The sequence below is a fragment of the Rhodanobacter thiooxydans LCS2 genome (genome assembly GCF_000264375.1).
Taxonomy (GTDB): domain Bacteria; phylum Pseudomonadota; class Gammaproteobacteria; order Xanthomonadales; family Rhodanobacteraceae; genus Rhodanobacter; species Rhodanobacter thiooxydans.
Genome location: NZ_AJXW01000041.1, coordinates 47177 through 61782 on the forward strand (window position 1 = coordinate 47177; position 14606 = coordinate 61782).

General features: G+C 68.5%; 14 protein-coding genes. 5 read left to right on the forward strand and 9 right to left on the reverse strand.

Features of this window, described 5'->3' with window-relative positions:
- The first annotated feature begins 13 nt into the window (after positions 1–13).
- Positions 14–832 carry an orotidine-5'-phosphate decarboxylase gene (gene pyrF / locus UUA_RS08475; RefSeq protein ID WP_008435941.1) on the forward strand — a complete coding sequence of 273 codons (819 nt, stop codon included), beginning with the start codon at positions 14–16 and terminating at the stop codon, positions 830–832.
- Positions 833–856: 24 nt separating this feature from the next.
- Here the strand turns inward: pyrF and UUA_RS08480 are convergent, their stop codons facing one another.
- Positions 857–1090: a hypothetical protein gene (locus UUA_RS08480; RefSeq protein WP_008435942.1), complete on the reverse strand. Its 234-nt coding sequence runs from the start codon at positions 1088–1090 to the stop codon at positions 857–859.
- Between the two features lie 207 nt (positions 1091–1297).
- Between UUA_RS08480 and UUA_RS08485 the strand changes: the two genes are divergently transcribed.
- Positions 1298–2029: a hypothetical protein gene (locus tag UUA_RS08485; RefSeq protein ID WP_008435943.1), complete on the forward strand. Its 732-nt coding sequence runs from the start codon at positions 1298–1300 to the stop codon at positions 2027–2029.
- Positions 2030–2124: 95 nt separating this feature from the next.
- Here the strand turns inward: UUA_RS08485 and UUA_RS08490 are convergent, their stop codons facing one another.
- From UUA_RS08490 to UUA_RS08500, 3 genes are all read right to left on the reverse strand, one after another.
- Positions 2125–2406, reverse strand: a complete 282-nt coding sequence (locus UUA_RS08490; RefSeq protein WP_153022806.1) for a DUF427 domain-containing protein — start codon at positions 2404–2406, stop codon at positions 2125–2127.
- Entirely contained in the window at positions 2387–2941 is a 555-nt protein-coding gene (gene def, locus UUA_RS08495) for a peptide deformylase (RefSeq protein ID WP_008435945.1), read from the reverse strand. Before def ends, UUA_RS08490 begins: the two co-directional genes overlap by 20 nt.
- A gap of 135 nt (positions 2942–3076) precedes the next feature.
- On the reverse strand, positions 3077–3871 hold the full coding sequence (locus UUA_RS08500; RefSeq protein WP_008435946.1) for a DUF4197 domain-containing protein: 795 nt from the start codon (positions 3869–3871) through the stop codon (positions 3077–3079).
- A 172-nt stretch (positions 3872–4043) separates the two neighbouring features.
- On the opposite strand from UUA_RS08500, the gene UUA_RS08505 reads away from it, so the two are divergent.
- The gene (locus UUA_RS08505; protein WP_008435947.1) at positions 4044–6119 is read left to right on the forward strand and encodes a carbon starvation CstA family protein; all 2076 of its coding nucleotides are present in this window, start codon (positions 4044–4046) and stop codon (positions 6117–6119) included.
- Positions 6120–6129: 10 nt separating this feature from the next.
- Positions 6130–6324: a YbdD/YjiX family protein gene (locus UUA_RS08510; RefSeq protein WP_008435948.1), complete on the forward strand. Its 195-nt coding sequence runs from the start codon at positions 6130–6132 to the stop codon at positions 6322–6324.
- A 94-nt stretch (positions 6325–6418) separates the two neighbouring features.
- Here the strand turns inward: UUA_RS08510 and UUA_RS08515 are convergent, their stop codons facing one another.
- Positions 6419–7228, reverse strand: a complete 810-nt coding sequence (locus UUA_RS08515; RefSeq protein WP_008435951.1) for a class I SAM-dependent methyltransferase — start codon at positions 7226–7228, stop codon at positions 6419–6421.
- Between the two features lie 241 nt (positions 7229–7469).
- On the opposite strand from UUA_RS08515, the gene UUA_RS08520 reads away from it, so the two are divergent.
- Positions 7470–7994, forward strand: a complete 525-nt coding sequence (locus tag UUA_RS08520) for a DUF2127 domain-containing protein (protein ID WP_008435953.1) — start codon at positions 7470–7472, stop codon at positions 7992–7994.
- On the opposite strand, the gene UUA_RS08525 is transcribed toward UUA_RS08520, so the two are convergent.
- From UUA_RS08525 to purL, 4 genes are all read right to left on the reverse strand, one after another.
- Positions 7982–8875 (reverse strand): DMT family transporter, encoded by an 894-nt coding sequence (locus tag UUA_RS08525; protein ID WP_008435955.1) that lies wholly within the window; start codon positions 8873–8875, stop codon positions 7982–7984. The two genes, UUA_RS08520 and UUA_RS08525, sit on opposite strands and share 13 nt — an antisense overlap.
- Before the next feature lie 91 nt (positions 8876–8966).
- The gene (locus UUA_RS08530) at positions 8967–9851 is read right to left on the reverse strand and encodes a glycosyltransferase family 2 protein (RefSeq protein ID WP_008435957.1); all 885 of its coding nucleotides are present in this window, start codon (positions 9849–9851) and stop codon (positions 8967–8969) included.
- Between the two features lie 82 nt (positions 9852–9933).
- Entirely contained in the window at positions 9934–10677 is a 744-nt protein-coding gene (locus UUA_RS08535; RefSeq protein ID WP_008435959.1) for a hypothetical protein, read from the reverse strand.
- A 29-nt stretch (positions 10678–10706) separates the two neighbouring features.
- Positions 10707–14585, reverse strand: a complete 3879-nt coding sequence (gene purL / locus UUA_RS08540) for a phosphoribosylformylglycinamidine synthase (RefSeq protein WP_008435960.1) — start codon at positions 14583–14585, stop codon at positions 10707–10709.
- Positions 14586–14606: the final 21 nt, after the last annotated feature.

Here is a 14606-nt window from a genome sequence, read left to right on the forward strand (position 1 = left end):
TCCAGGCCATGACATGCGCTTCTCCGACACCCTCAAGCAGCGCTGGCAACAGCACGACACACTGGTCTGCGTGGGCTTGGATCCGGAACCGTCGAAATTTCCTGCGCACCTGCGCCATGCGCCCGACATGGTGTTCGCGTTCTGCGCCGCCATCGTCGACGCCACCGCCGACCTGGTCTGCGCGTTCAAGCCACAGATCGCGCATTTTGCCGCGCTGCGCGCCGAGGACACGCTGGAACGGCTGATCGCGCACATCCACGCCAAGCATCCCGGCGTGCCGGTGATCCTCGATGCCAAGCGCGGCGACATCGGCTCCACCGCACAGCACTACGCCAGCGAGGCATTCGAGCGCTACCGCGCCGACGCGGTGACGCTCAACCCCTACCTCGGCCGCGACTCGATCCAGCCCTTTCTCGACCGCGCCGACAAGGGCGTGATCCTGCTCTGCCGTACCTCCAACCCTGGCGGCGCGGATTTCCAGGCGCTGGACTGCGGCGGCATTCCGCTCTATCTGCGCGTGGCCGAGAAGGTTGCCCGCGAATGGAACGGCCACGGCAACTGCGCGCTGGTCACCGGCGCCACCTGGCCGGAGGAACTGGGCAAGGTGCGCGCGCTGGTCGGCGACATGCCGCTGTTGGTACCCGGCATCGGCGCGCAAGGTGGCGACGTGGAAGCCGTGCTGCGCCATGGCCGCACGGCCGCCGGCACGGGACTGCTGATCAGCTCGTCGCGCGCGATCCTGTATGCCGGCCACGGCGCGGACTTCGCCGCGGCGGCACGTTCCGCCGCCAGCGAGTTGCGCGACACTATCAACCGCTACCGGCACGACTGAGCGACTTGCGCGCCGGCACTGCAGTCAGCCCGCCGCCGTCTTCGCCGCCTGCAGCGTCTTCGTTTTCAGGTCCAGCGTATCGGCCGCATCCAGCAGCGCCCGGGCGAAGCTGCGCACCTCGGCGGGACGCAAGGCATACCAGTTGCCGCCCTTGCCAGCTTCGTCCACCTTGCGCCCCGCACGGGACATGCAATGCGGCCGGAAGATCACCATGCCGGTCAGCGTCTCCGAGCTGATGTCCGCCGAGACGATCTGCATGTGCGTTTCATCTTCTTTCTTCACCGAACTTCTCCAGGGCAGAGACCCGCCCTCAGGCAGCTTACGCCATCGCAAGTTCAGGCCGCGTTTCCGCGTGCACCAGCACCCGCGCAGCCGATAAGCTGCGAGAACTGCGCGCATCCGCGGCATGTCGCGTCGCGTGGCTGCCCGGCGCAGCATCCCCAACCCGGAAAAGGAAGACAACGCATGTCCGAACAGACCGCCGTCCGCGTGGAAGACTGGAATCGCTTGCAACGGGAAGTTGCGCGTTTGCGCACCCTGGTGATCATCGCCCTGCTGGCGGTGATCGCACTGGCTGCCGTGTCATTGCTGCGCAAGCCAGACACACCGACCAGACCAGACCCGATTCTCCGGGCACAGGGCCTGGTGATCACCGATGCGCAGGGACACGACCGCATCCTGATCGGCGCACCGGTACCGGCCAGCAAGGACCGCATGCGCAAGGACGATGCCTCGGACGGCATCATCTTCCTCGGCACGACCGGCGCGGACCGCCTCGCCCTCGGGCAGATGCCCGCACCCTTCATTGGCGGCAAGAGCTACAAGCGCATCGGCGATGGCGACAACTACGGCTTGACGCTGTACGACCCGAAGGGCAATGAGCGCGGTGGCATGGGCTACATGGGCATGGGGCGTGCCGTGTTCGGATTGGACCGGGCCACTCCGCCCTATGATGCGATCGGCATGATGGTCGACGACAAGGAAGGCTTTGCCGGGATGATCATCAACTACGGCGATCCCAAGGCGAAGGACACCGGCATTGAATTGGGCACCGATACCAACAGCGCCCACATCAAGCTCAACGGCAAGGACGGCCTCCCGCGCGCGCAGTTGAGCCTCGACGGGACGAACAAGCCGGCGTGGCGGTTCGACGACGCGGAATCGGTAGCCAAGGCCGCGCAGGATCAAAAGCACTGACGACAACAATGCCCATGCGTAGCCGTCGGCTGCGCATGGGCATCAGCCGGCCGCGATACTCACCAGCATGGGGGACTCGATGGCAGCCGAGGTGCTCAGCCCATCACCTCGACACCATGCCAGAACGCCACGCGACCTTTGATCTGCGCGGCGGCATCCTTCGGTTGCGGGTAGTACCAGGCCGCTTGCGGGTTGACCGCATCACCGACAACCAGGTCGTAGTAGCTCGCCGTGCCCTTCCACGGACAGACACTGTGATGATCGCTGTCGCGGAAATACTCGCGTCGGAGCGAATCGGCAGGAAAATAGTGATTGCCTTCGACCACCACCGTATCGTTGCTCTCTGCGAGCACGGTGTCATTCCACATTGCGCGCATCAGCCGTCTCCATGTTCTGCCCCGGAAACAGCACGTCGGTGTAGCCGAACTTGCTGAAGTCGGTGATGCGCGAGGGGTACAGCCGCCCGATCAGGTGGTCGCATTCATGCTGCACCACGCGCGCGTGGAAGCCCTCGGCGGTGCGTTCGATGCGCGCGCCCTTCGGGTCGATACCTTCGTAGCGGATCAGCGTCCACCGGTTCACCGCGCCGCGCAGGCCGGGCACCGACAGGCAGCCTTCCCAGCCCTCCTCCATGTCCTGCGACAGCGGCGTGATCACCGGGTTGAGCAGGATCGTGCGCGGCACTTCGGGCGCGTCCGGGTAGCGTCCGGAATGCTCGAAGCCGAAGATCACCAGCTGCAGATCGACACCGATCTGCGGTGCGGCCAGGCCGACCCCGTCGGCGGCCTGCATGGTCTCGAACATGTCGGCGATCAGCGCATCGAGTTCCGCGCTGCCCAGCATCGCGGGGCGCACCAGCGGCGCGATGCGCAGCAGGCGCGGGTCGCCCATCTTGAGGATTTCACGGACCATGAGGACCTCGCTTTGAACACTGTTATCGGATGATCTGTGGTCGATGCGATGCCGGTACAAGCGGCGATGCCCCATGCCTCTACAGGAAAAAGCCGGGCAAAGCCTCGTACCCATTTGTTGAAGTCGCAAGCGGCTTCAACCGCCGAACACCTTCTTCAGCAGGTCGGTGGTGCGCGCGGCGGGGTTGTGGCGGATCGACTGCTCTTGCTCGCCGATGGTGGTGAACAGGCCGTCCAGGGTTTTCGCCGTTACGTAGTCGTCCAGGTCCAGCGGGCTGCCGCCCTTGTTCGAATTGCCGCCGCCGAACGCGCCGAGCACGCCACCGAGTTCGCCGCCCATGCCGCCGGCGGTGAACGACTTGTACTTCTGGGTGACGCCGACGCTGTCGGTGGCCTTGGCCACGATCGGGTGGATGCGCGCGGTCAGTGCGTCGCCGGCGGTGCGGCGGAAGAAGTCGGTGGCCGCGTGGTCGCCGCCGGCGAGGATGCCGCGCGCGTCGTCCAGCGTCATCTTGCGGATCGCGTCGCCGAAGATCTCGGCCACCTGCGGCACCGCCTTCTCCGCCGCGCGGTTCATGCTCAGCTCGAACGCGTCGACCCTGGCGCCCTGGCCCAGCTGGCGCGCCAGCTTGCCGGCCTGTTCGAGCTTGCCCGGCAGCGGGATGCGCACCTTGCTGTTGTTCCAGAAGCCGCCGTCGCGGCCGAGGCTGTTGATCGCGTTGGTGGTGCCCTTGGCCAGTGCTTCCTTGAGCCCGGCGGCGATGTCGCTGGTCGGCAGGTTGTTGCCGAGCTGCGGTGAACTGGACGTTTGCGTCGACTGCTTGACCTTGTTCAGCAGGTCTTTGAACTGACCGGAGCCGGTGGCCGTCAGCGGCAGCGCGGCGACGGTGAGGACAAGGCTCAGCAAACCGTAGCGAACCGCGATGCGCATGACGAATTCCTTGTGGTCGGCGGGGAGGCCAGTGTAGCGTCGCCGCCTCGTCACGGCGTGACGATGTGGGCTTCGCTATTCGACCAATGGCTAATGCCGCTTTGCCGGTTTCGGGATTGACCGCCACGGCCGGCGGGACGAATCTTGCAGCACTGCCCAGGAGAACCCGCCCATGCAAGCCGCCGTCATGCCCAAGCCCAGTCCGGCCAGCAAGATAATGTGGGTCGCCATCGCCATTGTCGGCGCGTTCTGCCTGGGCGTGGTGGCCCTGCGCCGGGGCGAGCCGATCAACGCGATCTGGCTGGTCGCCGCGTCGATCGCCATCTTCGTGATCGGCTACCGCTTCTACGGCAAGTTCATCGAACACTCGGTGCTGCAGCTCGACCCCACCCGCGCGCCGCCCTCGGTGCTGCGCAACGACGGCCTGGACTACGTACCGACCGACAAGTGGGTGGTGTTCGGCCACCACTTCGCCGCGATCGCCGGCGCCGGTCCGCTGGTGGGCCCGGTGCTGGCCGCGCAGATGGGCTACCTGCCCGGCACGTTGTGGATCCTGTTCGGCGTGGTGTTCGCCGGTGCGGTGCAGGATTTCATGATCCTGGGCTTGTCATTGCGCCGCGACGCCCGCTCGCTCGGCCACATGCTGCGCGAGGAGCTGGGCCCGATGCCCGGCATCGTGGCGATGATCGGCGTGCTGGTGCTGATGATGATCGTGCTGGCGGTGCTGGCGCTAGTGGTGGTCAAGGCGCTCACGCACAGCCCGTGGGGCACCTTCACGGTCGCTGCCACGATCCCGATTGCGTTCCTGATGGGCGGCTACATGCGCTGGTTCCGCCCGGGCCGCATCCTGGAGGTGTCGATCATCGGCCTGGTGCTGTTGCTGCTGTCGATCTGGTCCGGCAAGTTCGTGGCCGACTCGGCCGCCTTGGCGCCGATCTTCGACATGGACGCCAAGACGCTGGCCTGGTGGCTGATCGGTTACGGCTTCGTGGCCTCGGTGCTGCCGGTGTGGCTGCTGCTGGCGCCGCGCGACTACCTCTCCACCTTCCTCAAGATCGGCACCATCGCGCTGCTCGCGCTGGCGATCTTCCTGTCCGCGCCGACGCTGCAGATGCCGGCGGTAACCAAGTTCATCGACGGCAGCGGCCCGGTATTCGCCGGCAACCTGTTCCCGTTCCTGTTCATCACCATCGCCTGCGGCGCGGTCTCCGGCTGGCATTCGATCATCGCTTCCGGCACCACGCCGAAGCTGCTCGCCAACGAAGGCCAGGCGCGCATGGTCGGTTACGGCGGCATGCTGATGGAGGCGTTCGTGGCGATCATGGCGCTGGTCGCTGCCGCCTCGCTGCACCCGGGCGTGTACTTCGCGATGAATGCGCCCGGCGCGATCATCGGCACCACCGTGGAGCAGGCCGCCACCACGATCAGCCAGTGGGGCTTCGTGGTGACCCCGGACGAGTTGCTGCGCACCGCCAACGAGATCGGCGAGAACAGCATCCTCAGCCGCGCCGGCGGCGCGCCGACGCTGGCGGTGGGCATGGCCCAGCTGCTGCACAACATCATCCCCGGCGAGGGCATGGTGGCGTTCTGGTACCACTACGCCATCCTGTTCGAGGCGCTGTTCATCCTCACCACGGTCGACGCCGGCACCCGCGTGGGCCGCTTCATGATCCAGGAGATCGCCGGCCTGATCCACAAGCCCCTGCAGGAAACCGAGTCGTGGACCGGCAACCTGCTGGCCACCGCGATCTGCGTAATGCTGTGGGGTTACTTCCTGTATCAGGGCGCGGTCGATCCGCTCGGCGGCATCAACACGCTGTGGCCGCTGTTCGGCATCGCCAACCAGATGCTGGCCGCGATTGCGCTGATGCTGGCCACCGTGGTGGTGGTGAAACTCAAGCGCGAGCGCTACGTATGGGTGCCGGGCATCCCCGCGCTGTGGCTGATCATCTGCACGCTCACCGCCGGCTACCAGAAGCTGGTCGGCCCGATCAGCTTCACCGCAGCCGCGAACAAGTACGCGGCCGCGATGCAGCAGGGCCACCTGCTGGCGCCGGCCAAATCGGTAGCGGAGATGCAGCAGATCGTCACCAACAACTACGTGGACATGGTGATGACCGGCCTGTTCATGGTGCTGGTCGTGGCGATGGTGATCTTCTGCCTGCGTGCCGCGATCAGGGGCTGGCAGACCAACCACCCGACCGCGCATGAGGAACCGTACGTGGCGCTGGCCAGCGTGGCCGGCTGAGGACGACGCGATGAATGCGAGCTTCCGTTCCGTAGGCAAGTGGGCGGTGCAAACCGCCCGCCTGTGCTGCGGCGTGCCCGACTACGACGTCTACGTGAAGCACCTGCGCGAGCATCACCCCGAACGCCCGGTACCGAGCTACAAGGAGTTCTTCCGCGAGCGTCAGGAAGCGCGCTACAAGGGCGGCGGCGGGCGCTGCTGCTGAACGCCTGCGCGGCCCCTCTGCGCCGGAGGGGCCGTGCCGCAAAGTTGCCGACAGCTCCGGCACCGTCGGGCTGCACCACCGCGCAACAGCGTGCTCAGGGTTTGCGCGCCACGATGATCTGACTGATCGGCATGAACTCGTCCAGTTGCTGCTTGAGCTGCTGTCCCTGCGGCATGTCCAGCAGCGCCTGCCAGGCGGCGGTCCAGTGATCGAGCACCGGATGGGCGGGGTCATACAGTTCCACCTGGCAACCCCAGAACAACGCCCACCAGATCGACCAGAAGAAGCCGTGCTGGGTCTGCTCCAGCAGCACCAGGCCGGCCTCGCCGACCCATTGTGCGAACTCGTCCCGACCGATCACCCGCAGCGCGCCACCGGGTTGCTCGCGATACGCCGGCGGCAGCAGCTTTTCCTGCAGTCCTTCCTGCAGCGCACCGGGCACGCTGAGCAGGTAAAGGGCCCCGGACGCACCGACCCGCACCAGCTCGGCCAGCATCTGGCGCGGATCATCGACGTGCTGCAGCACCTCGGTGCAGATCACCCGCGTGGCGCTGCCGTCGTCCAGCGGCAGCGGGTTCGCATCGCTGACCAGCGCGGTGTACTCGCCGCGGGCTTCGACGCCCAGCCGCGCGCGCACCTCGCGGATCACCTGCGGCTCGCGGTCGATGGCGTAGACGCGGGCGCCATGGCGCGCGCAGAACACGCTGTTGACGCCGGCGCCGCAGCCGACGTCCACCACCACGTCGTCGCCACCGATCGGCATGCCGCGGAACAGCTCGCCGCTGTCCTCGCGATACCAGCCGCCGAGCTTCGCGTCGCGCAGGCCGACGGTCGAGGGACCATGCGGTTCGGCGTCGCCCGAAGCTGCAGCGGCGCTGGTGGAGTGCTCGACACGATCGGACATGGCGGGTCTCCGAAACAGGAAAGTGGTCACGTGGGACGGCAGGCTCGCCGCCGGATCCTGCCGCGGGAATCCGGCACGCCCAGCCGAGGCATCTAGTGTGGCAGCTCGAGGCGGCATGGCGCGTGGAAGAAGCGGGTTCACGCCGGCTGCAGGCCAGGACGCTGCGCGGCCATGCCCTTCCACCCGGGCCAGTCGGTGCCGGATCGGCGACAATACGGGCTGTTCCTTCGGCCGCCACCCGATGCCCATTCCCGAATCCACCCATGCTCCCGCGGCGATCGCGGCCGGCCCGCCGCATGCCGGCCTGCGCGTCATCGCGGTCTACGAGATCGTCAAGACCGTCTGTCTGGTGCTGGTGGCGATGGCGGCATTCCACCTCGACCGCCAGCAGAACTTCGAGCATCTGGTGCACTGGCTGGAACACCTCTCGCTGGCCGACAGCAACAGCCTGCGCTGGAAGCTGGTCGGCCTGCTGCAGGATTTCGGGCCGAGCCGGTTCGTGGCGGTCGGCATAGTGGCGCTGGGCTACGCCGTGCTGTTCGGCATCGAAGGCGTCGGCCTGTGGCTGGGCAAGTACTGGGCCGAGTGGTTCACGGTGATCGCCACCGGCTCGCTGATCCCGCTGGAACTGTACGAGACGCTGCACCACTTCGGCTGGCTGAAGCTGGTTGCGCTGGCCGGCAACGTGGCGATCGTGGTGTACCTGGTGCGCGTCGCGCTGCAGACGCGGGCGACGCGACAGGCGCTGAGGCATCACACCTCGTGATGCGCCGCCTCGGCGGATAGCGCCGCACGCCGCGGCATCAGCTCGACCAGGTACATCGCCGCCAGGATCAGCCCGCCGCCGAGCAGCATGCGCCAGCTCAGTACGTCGCTGCCCAGCAGTACCGCGAACGCGGCGGCGAACACCGGCTCGGTGGTCATCACGATCGCCGCACGGGTGGCCGGCAGGTGCGACTGCGCCCAGGTCTGCATCAGCATCGCGCCGGCGCCGGCGATCAGCGCCATGTACAGCACCGCGAACCAGGCGCTGCGGTCCGGCGGCAGCACCGGCGCGTGCGGCACGATGGCAAGCAGGCAGACCGCGGCGATCGCCACCATCTGCACCGCCGACAGGCCGAACGCCTCGCCCTGGCGCGACCACTGCCCGAGCAACACGATGTGCAGCGCGTACAGCGCGGCCGAGGCGAGCGTGAGCCACACGCCGAGGTCGACCGAGACGCCGTTGAGGGAGAGCAGCGCCAGCCCGGCGGTGGACAGCCCCACCGCCAGCCACACCACACCGGCCATGCGCTGGCCGAGCAGCAGCAGCGCCAGGATCGGCGTGAACACCACGTACATGCCGGTGGCGAAGCCGCTGACGCTGGGCGCGATCAGTGACAGGCCCCAGGTCTGCAGCAACTGGCCGATGCCGTAGATCGCGCCCAGCAGCAGGCCATGCAGCACCTGCCGCCGGCCGAGCCGCCACACCGGCCGCGCGAACAGCACCAGCATGGCCACGGCGGCGATCATGAAGCGCACGGCCAGGAAATCCGCCACCGGCATGCGCCCCACCACGTCCTTGATCAGCACGAAAGTGGAGCCCCATACCGCGGTCATCGCCAGCAGGCCGAGGGTGGCGAGGATGGAGGTGGTGCGTGCGTTCATGGGGCGGAAAGTGGATGGAGAGGAATACGGAGCGAGAGGCAAGCTGCGACGCTACGAGGCGGTTTTGCCTGCTCGATTTTCCCGCCTCCCTTCACTCGCTCCCCACTTTCCGCCGCAGCAACTGGCCGGGGATCCGCAACAAGAAATGCCCCCAGATGCCCAGCCACACCACGCCGGCGGTCAGCGGATTGCGGGCGGCCGGGTCGTGCTTGCGGAACCAGCGCCACATGCCGCGGTGCTTGTGGCGGCTGACGAACACCGGGCGGTGCCGGCTGGAGCTGCCCTTGCCGTGCTGCACGCGCACGTCGCCGGCCAGCAGCACCTGGTAGCCGAGGTTGCGCACGCGGCGGCACAGGTCCAGATCCTCGCAATGCAGGAAATAACCCTCGTCGAAACCGCCGAGACGCTGGAACATCGCGCGCGGCATCAGCATCACTGCGCCCGATATCGCCTCGGCCTCGATCACCCCGGCCGGAATCTCCCGCTCGATGTTGACCTTTTCGCCGGCACGGCCGAGCAGACTGTTGAGCGCACGCTGCAGCAGCGGATCGCGACGCCACGACGCCGGATCGGGCCGGCCGTCGGCATCGCACACCACCGCGCCGATCAGCCCCGCCCTAGGCTGCCCGGAAAGCAGGTCCAGCAAGCGCTGCAGGTCGCCCTGCGGCAGCAGGCAGTCCGGGTTGAGGATCAGCAGCGCCTGGCCGTGCGCCTGTTTCGCGGCGAGGTTCGCCGCCGGGCCGAAGCCCAGGTTGCGGTAGTTGTAGATCACCTGGAAGCGGGTGTCGTGCGCATGCGCGCGCTCGATCGCCTCGGGCACGCCGTCGTGCGAATCGTTGTCGACCAGGATCAGTTCCAGCGGCAGCGTGCTGGCCAGCACGCTGCGCACGCATTCGCGCAGGCTCGGGCCGCTGTCGGCGGATACCACGATCACGCTGAGCGCCAGCGCGAACGGCGATCGATGGGAAGCGGGCATGCTCACGGCGCAAGTATGCGCGGAGACGCGCGAAGGGAGAACCGCCCGCGACAGCACCGCACGGGATTCGTGGCCCGCAGTTTCACGTTTCCTCCACATCGTCGTCGCCGAGCACCGCCGACAGCGCCAGCGGCATGTCATCGTCGCGGCGAACCAGGTACGGCTGCCCGCGATACCAGCCACCCAGGCGCCAGCCGCGCAGGCGATGCTGCCGCCCACGCAGCCGATCCCACAGCAGCACGCCGCGGCCGCTGCGCATGTGCGCGGCAAACCAGCGGCCACAGGGACTGAAGGCCGCCGGCGCGCCGGCGCCGTCGATGCACCCGCCGATCTCGAACAGGTAGACGCCATCGCGGTAGGCCACGCGACCGCCCAGCGGATCGAGCAGGCCATCCGCGGCGACCTGCCAGGCCGGCGGTTGCAGCTCGATGATCTCCGCCGCCGGGCCGATCGGCGCCATCGCCAGTTCGGGCCACTCGGCGGACGGCGCCGCCGCCGGCGCGCGACGCTGCCCGCGGTCGAGCCACGCGTCCAGGCCGGCCAGCAGCGTGTAGCCGGCCAGCGCACCCAGCAAGGCCGCGCCCCAGGCGAACGCATCGCCGCCCAGCACCCGTTGCAGCGCGAACAGCACGCCGGGCAGGCCCCAGCGCAGGGCACGCCGGATCAGGGCGGCATGTGCCCGGGCCAGCCGCTGCTGCAGGACGGTCACCGCGATCGCCAGCGCCAGCAGCAGCGGCAGGCCCAGCCACCACGGCAGCAGCGCCAGCAGGATCAGCCAGGCGGCCGGCGGCAGCACGCCACGCCATGCCGGCCAGCGCCGGGCCATCGCTCAGTGCCTCGCGACGCGGTGGGCGCTCAGCCGCACCACACGCGGGCGTTGCGGAACATGCGCATCCACGGTGAATCCTCGCCCCACTGTTCCGGATGCCAGCTCAGCTGCACGCTGCGGAACACGCGCTCGGGGTGCGGCATCATGATCGTCACGCGGCCGTCGGCGGCGGTGAAGCCGGCCAGGCCGCCGGGCGAACCGTTGGTGTTGAGCGGGAAGTTCTCGGTCGGCTTGCCGCGGTTGTCGACGAAGCGCACCGCACCGCTCGACTTCGACGGGCTGCAGGCGTGCGGGAAACTGACCCGGCCCTCGCCGTGCGCCACCGCCACCGGGATCCGCGAGCCGGCCATGCCCTTGAAGAACAGGCTCGGCGTGTCGAGGATCTCCAGCGTGGCCAGGCGCGCCTCGTACTGTTCGGACGCGTTGCGCAGGAACTTCGGCCAATGCTGCGCGCCGGGAATGATTTCCTTCAGCTGCGACAGCATCTGGCAGCCGTTGCATACGCCGAGCGCGAACTTCGTCGGATCGGCGAAGAACGCGCTGAATTCGGCACGCAGATAGTCGTTGTACAGGATCGAGGTGGCCCAGCCGCGACCGGCACCGAGCACGTCGCCGTAGGAAAAGCCGCCGCAGGCGGCGAAGCCGCGGAAATCGGCCAGCTTCACGCGGCCGCTGGCCAGATCGGACATGTGCACGTCCACTGCCTCGAAGCCGGCGCGGCTGAACGCGGCCGCCATCTCGACCTGGCCGTTGACGCCCTGCTCGCGCAGGATCGCGACGCGCGGGCGCGGGCCCGTGCCGATCAACGGCGCGGCGACGTCCTGCACCGGGTCGAAGCTGAGCTTCGGCGTGATGCCCGGATCGGCGTCGTCGAGCCGCCACTGCGACTCCGCATCGGCGCTGAGCGGGTTGTCGCGCAGGCGCTGCATCGCATGGCTGGTCTCGTTCCACGCCTTGAACAGCGTGCTCCAGTGCCACTTGAACAAGGTCTCGTCGCCGAGGAACAGCTTGATACCCAGCTTCTCCTTCGGCCGGCCGATGCGGTGGCTGATGCCGGCCAGGCCATGCTTGACCAGCAAGGCTTCGAACGCCTCGCGGTTCGCCTCGGCCACCTGCACCACCGCGCCGAGTTCCTCGTTGAACAGCGCGCGCAAGGTGGCCTCGGCCCAGCCGTCCAGATGGATCTCCAGGCCGCAGTGGCCAGCGAACGCCATCTCCAGCAAGGTGGTGATGACGCCACCGTCGGAGCGGTCGTGATAGGCCAGCAGCAGGCCGCCCGCGTTCGCTTCCTGGATCAGCTCGAACAGCGCCTTCAGCCGTTTCGCGTCGTCCAGGTTCGGCGGCACGCCGCCGCCGCGGTTGAACACCTGGGTCAGCGCCGAACCGCCGAGGCGGTCGCGCCCCGCGCCCAGGTCGATCAGCCACAACGCGGTGGCGCCGCGATCGAGCCTGAGCTGCGGGGTGAGCGTGCGGCGCGCGTCGGTCACCCGCGCAAAGCCGGTGATCACCAGCGATACCGGCGACACCGTGCGCTGCGCGGTGTCGCCGTCCTGCCACACGGTCTGCATCGACAGCGAGTCCTTGCCGACCGGAATCGAAATCTCCAGCTCCGGGCACAGCTCCATGCCGACTGCCTTCACCGCATCGAACAGCGCGGCATCCTCGCCCGGGTGGTTGACCGCGGCCATCCAGTTCGCGGAGAGCCTGATCTCGCCCAGGCTGGCGATCGGCGCGGCGGCCAGGTTGGTGATCGCCTCGCCCACCGTCAGCCGCGCCGCGTCGGCGCTGGAGAGCAGGGCCACCGGCGCGCGCTCGGCCATCGCCATCGTCTCGCCGGCGTAGCCGTCGAAGTCGGCGAGGGTCACCGCGCAATCAGCCACCGGCACCTGCCACGGGCCGACCATCGGGTCGCGCGCGTTCAGGCCGCCGACGGTGCGGTCGCCGATGGTGATCAGGAAACTCTTGCTGCCCACGCCGGGCAGGCGCAGCACACGCAGCAGCGCCTCGTCCATGCCGATGCCGGTCAGGTCCGGCAGCAGGTCGACGCGCGGCTTGCTGCGCTGCGCGTCGCGGTGCATTCGCGGCGGCTTGCCGAACAGCACGTCCATCGGCAGGTCGATCACCGTCAGTCCGCGGCGCGGGTCGGTCAGCACCAGCTGGCGTTCGACCGTGGCATCGCCGACTACCGCATATGGGCAGCGCTCACGCACGCACATCGCCTCGAACTCGGCCAGATTCTCCGGTGCGATCGCCAGCACGTAGCGTTCCTGCGATTCATTGCTCCACACCTGCATCGGCGACAGCGAGGGGTCGTCGCAGGGAATCATCGACAGGTCGATCACGCCGCCCACGCCGGCGTCGTTGAGCAGCTCGGGAATCGCGTTGGACAGGCCACCGGCGCCGACGTCGTGCACGCTGACGATCGGGTTGGCCTCGCCGCGGCGCCAGCAGGCGTCGATCACTTCCTGGCAGCGCCGCTCCATCTCGGCGTTGTCGCGCTGCACCGAGGCGAAGTCCAGCTCCGCGCTCGACGCGCCGCCGGCGACCGACGAGGCCGCGCCGCCGCCGAGCCCGATCAGCATCGCCGGGCCGCCCAGTACGATCACCTTGTGGCCCGGCTGCACCGCGTGCTTCAGCACGTGGCCGGGGCGCAGGTTGGCCAGCCCGCCGGCCAGCATGATCGGCTTGTCGTAGCCGCGGCGCAGGCCGGGTTCGGCGGTCTCGTGCTCGTAGCTGCGGAAATAGCCGCCCAGGCAGGCGCGGCCGAATTCGTTGTTGAACGCGGCGGCACCGAGCGGGCCGTCGCGCATGATCTCGAACGCGCTGGCCATCCGCGGCGGCAGCGGGCGATCCACTTCCCACGGCCGCGGCAGGCCGGGGATGCGCAGGTCGGACACCGAGAAGCCGGTGAGCCCGGCCTTCGGCTTGCCGCCGCGGCCAGTGGCGCCCTCGTCGCGGATCTCGCCGCCAGCACCCGTAGCCGCGCCGGGCCAAGGCGCGATCGCGGTGGGATGGTTGTGCGTTTCCACCTTGATCGCGTAGTCGATGCGTTCCTCGTGGCCGCGCCACACGCCATCGGCCGGATCGGCGAAGAAGCGCCCGCCGGTGCTGCCCTCGATCACCGCTGCGTTGTCCGAATAGGCGGACAAGGTATGCGCGGGTGAGCACTGGTGGGTGTGCTTGATCATGCCGAACAGGCTGTTGTCCTGCGCCGCGCCGTCCACCGTCCAGCTGGCGTTGAACACCTTGTGCCGGCAGTGTTCGGAATTGGCCTGCGCGAACATGAACAGCTCGGCATCGGTAGGGTCGCGGCCGAGTTCGGCGTAGCGGTCGACCAGGTACTCGATCTCGTCGTCGGCCAGCGCCAGGCCCAGCCGTATGTTCGCCGCGGCCAGCGCGGCCTGCGGGTCGGCGCCGAGCGCCACGTGCACCAGGTCGCCAGGCGTACCGCCAAGGAACAGGCCCTGCGCGTCCTCGATCCGCTGCAGCACCGACTGCGTCATCGCGTCGTGCAGCAGCGCCATGATCGGCGCGTGGTCCGGTGCCCCGGCCGGCGGCAGCCCGGCCACCTGCCAGGCCAGGCCGCGCTCCACCCGACGCAGATTGAAGCCGGACGCGTCGAAGCCGGCGCCATGCAGGATGTCGGTGGCCTTGCTCGACCACGGCGAGATCGTGCCCAGCCGCGGTACCACCCACAACGTGGCCGGCTCAGGCAGCGCATCCTTCGCTTCCAGCACGGCCAGCAGGCGCTGGCGCAACTCGCCCTCCGGCGCCGTGGCGGCGTCGACGAAATAGACGAACCACGACGCCTGCACCCGCACGCCGTGATGCAGGGCATCCAGGCGGGCATTGAGGCGTTCGAGGCGGAACGGCGAGAGGGCGCTCTGCCCGTCGAGTACGATCATGCGGGGAACGGAGCTGTGCGA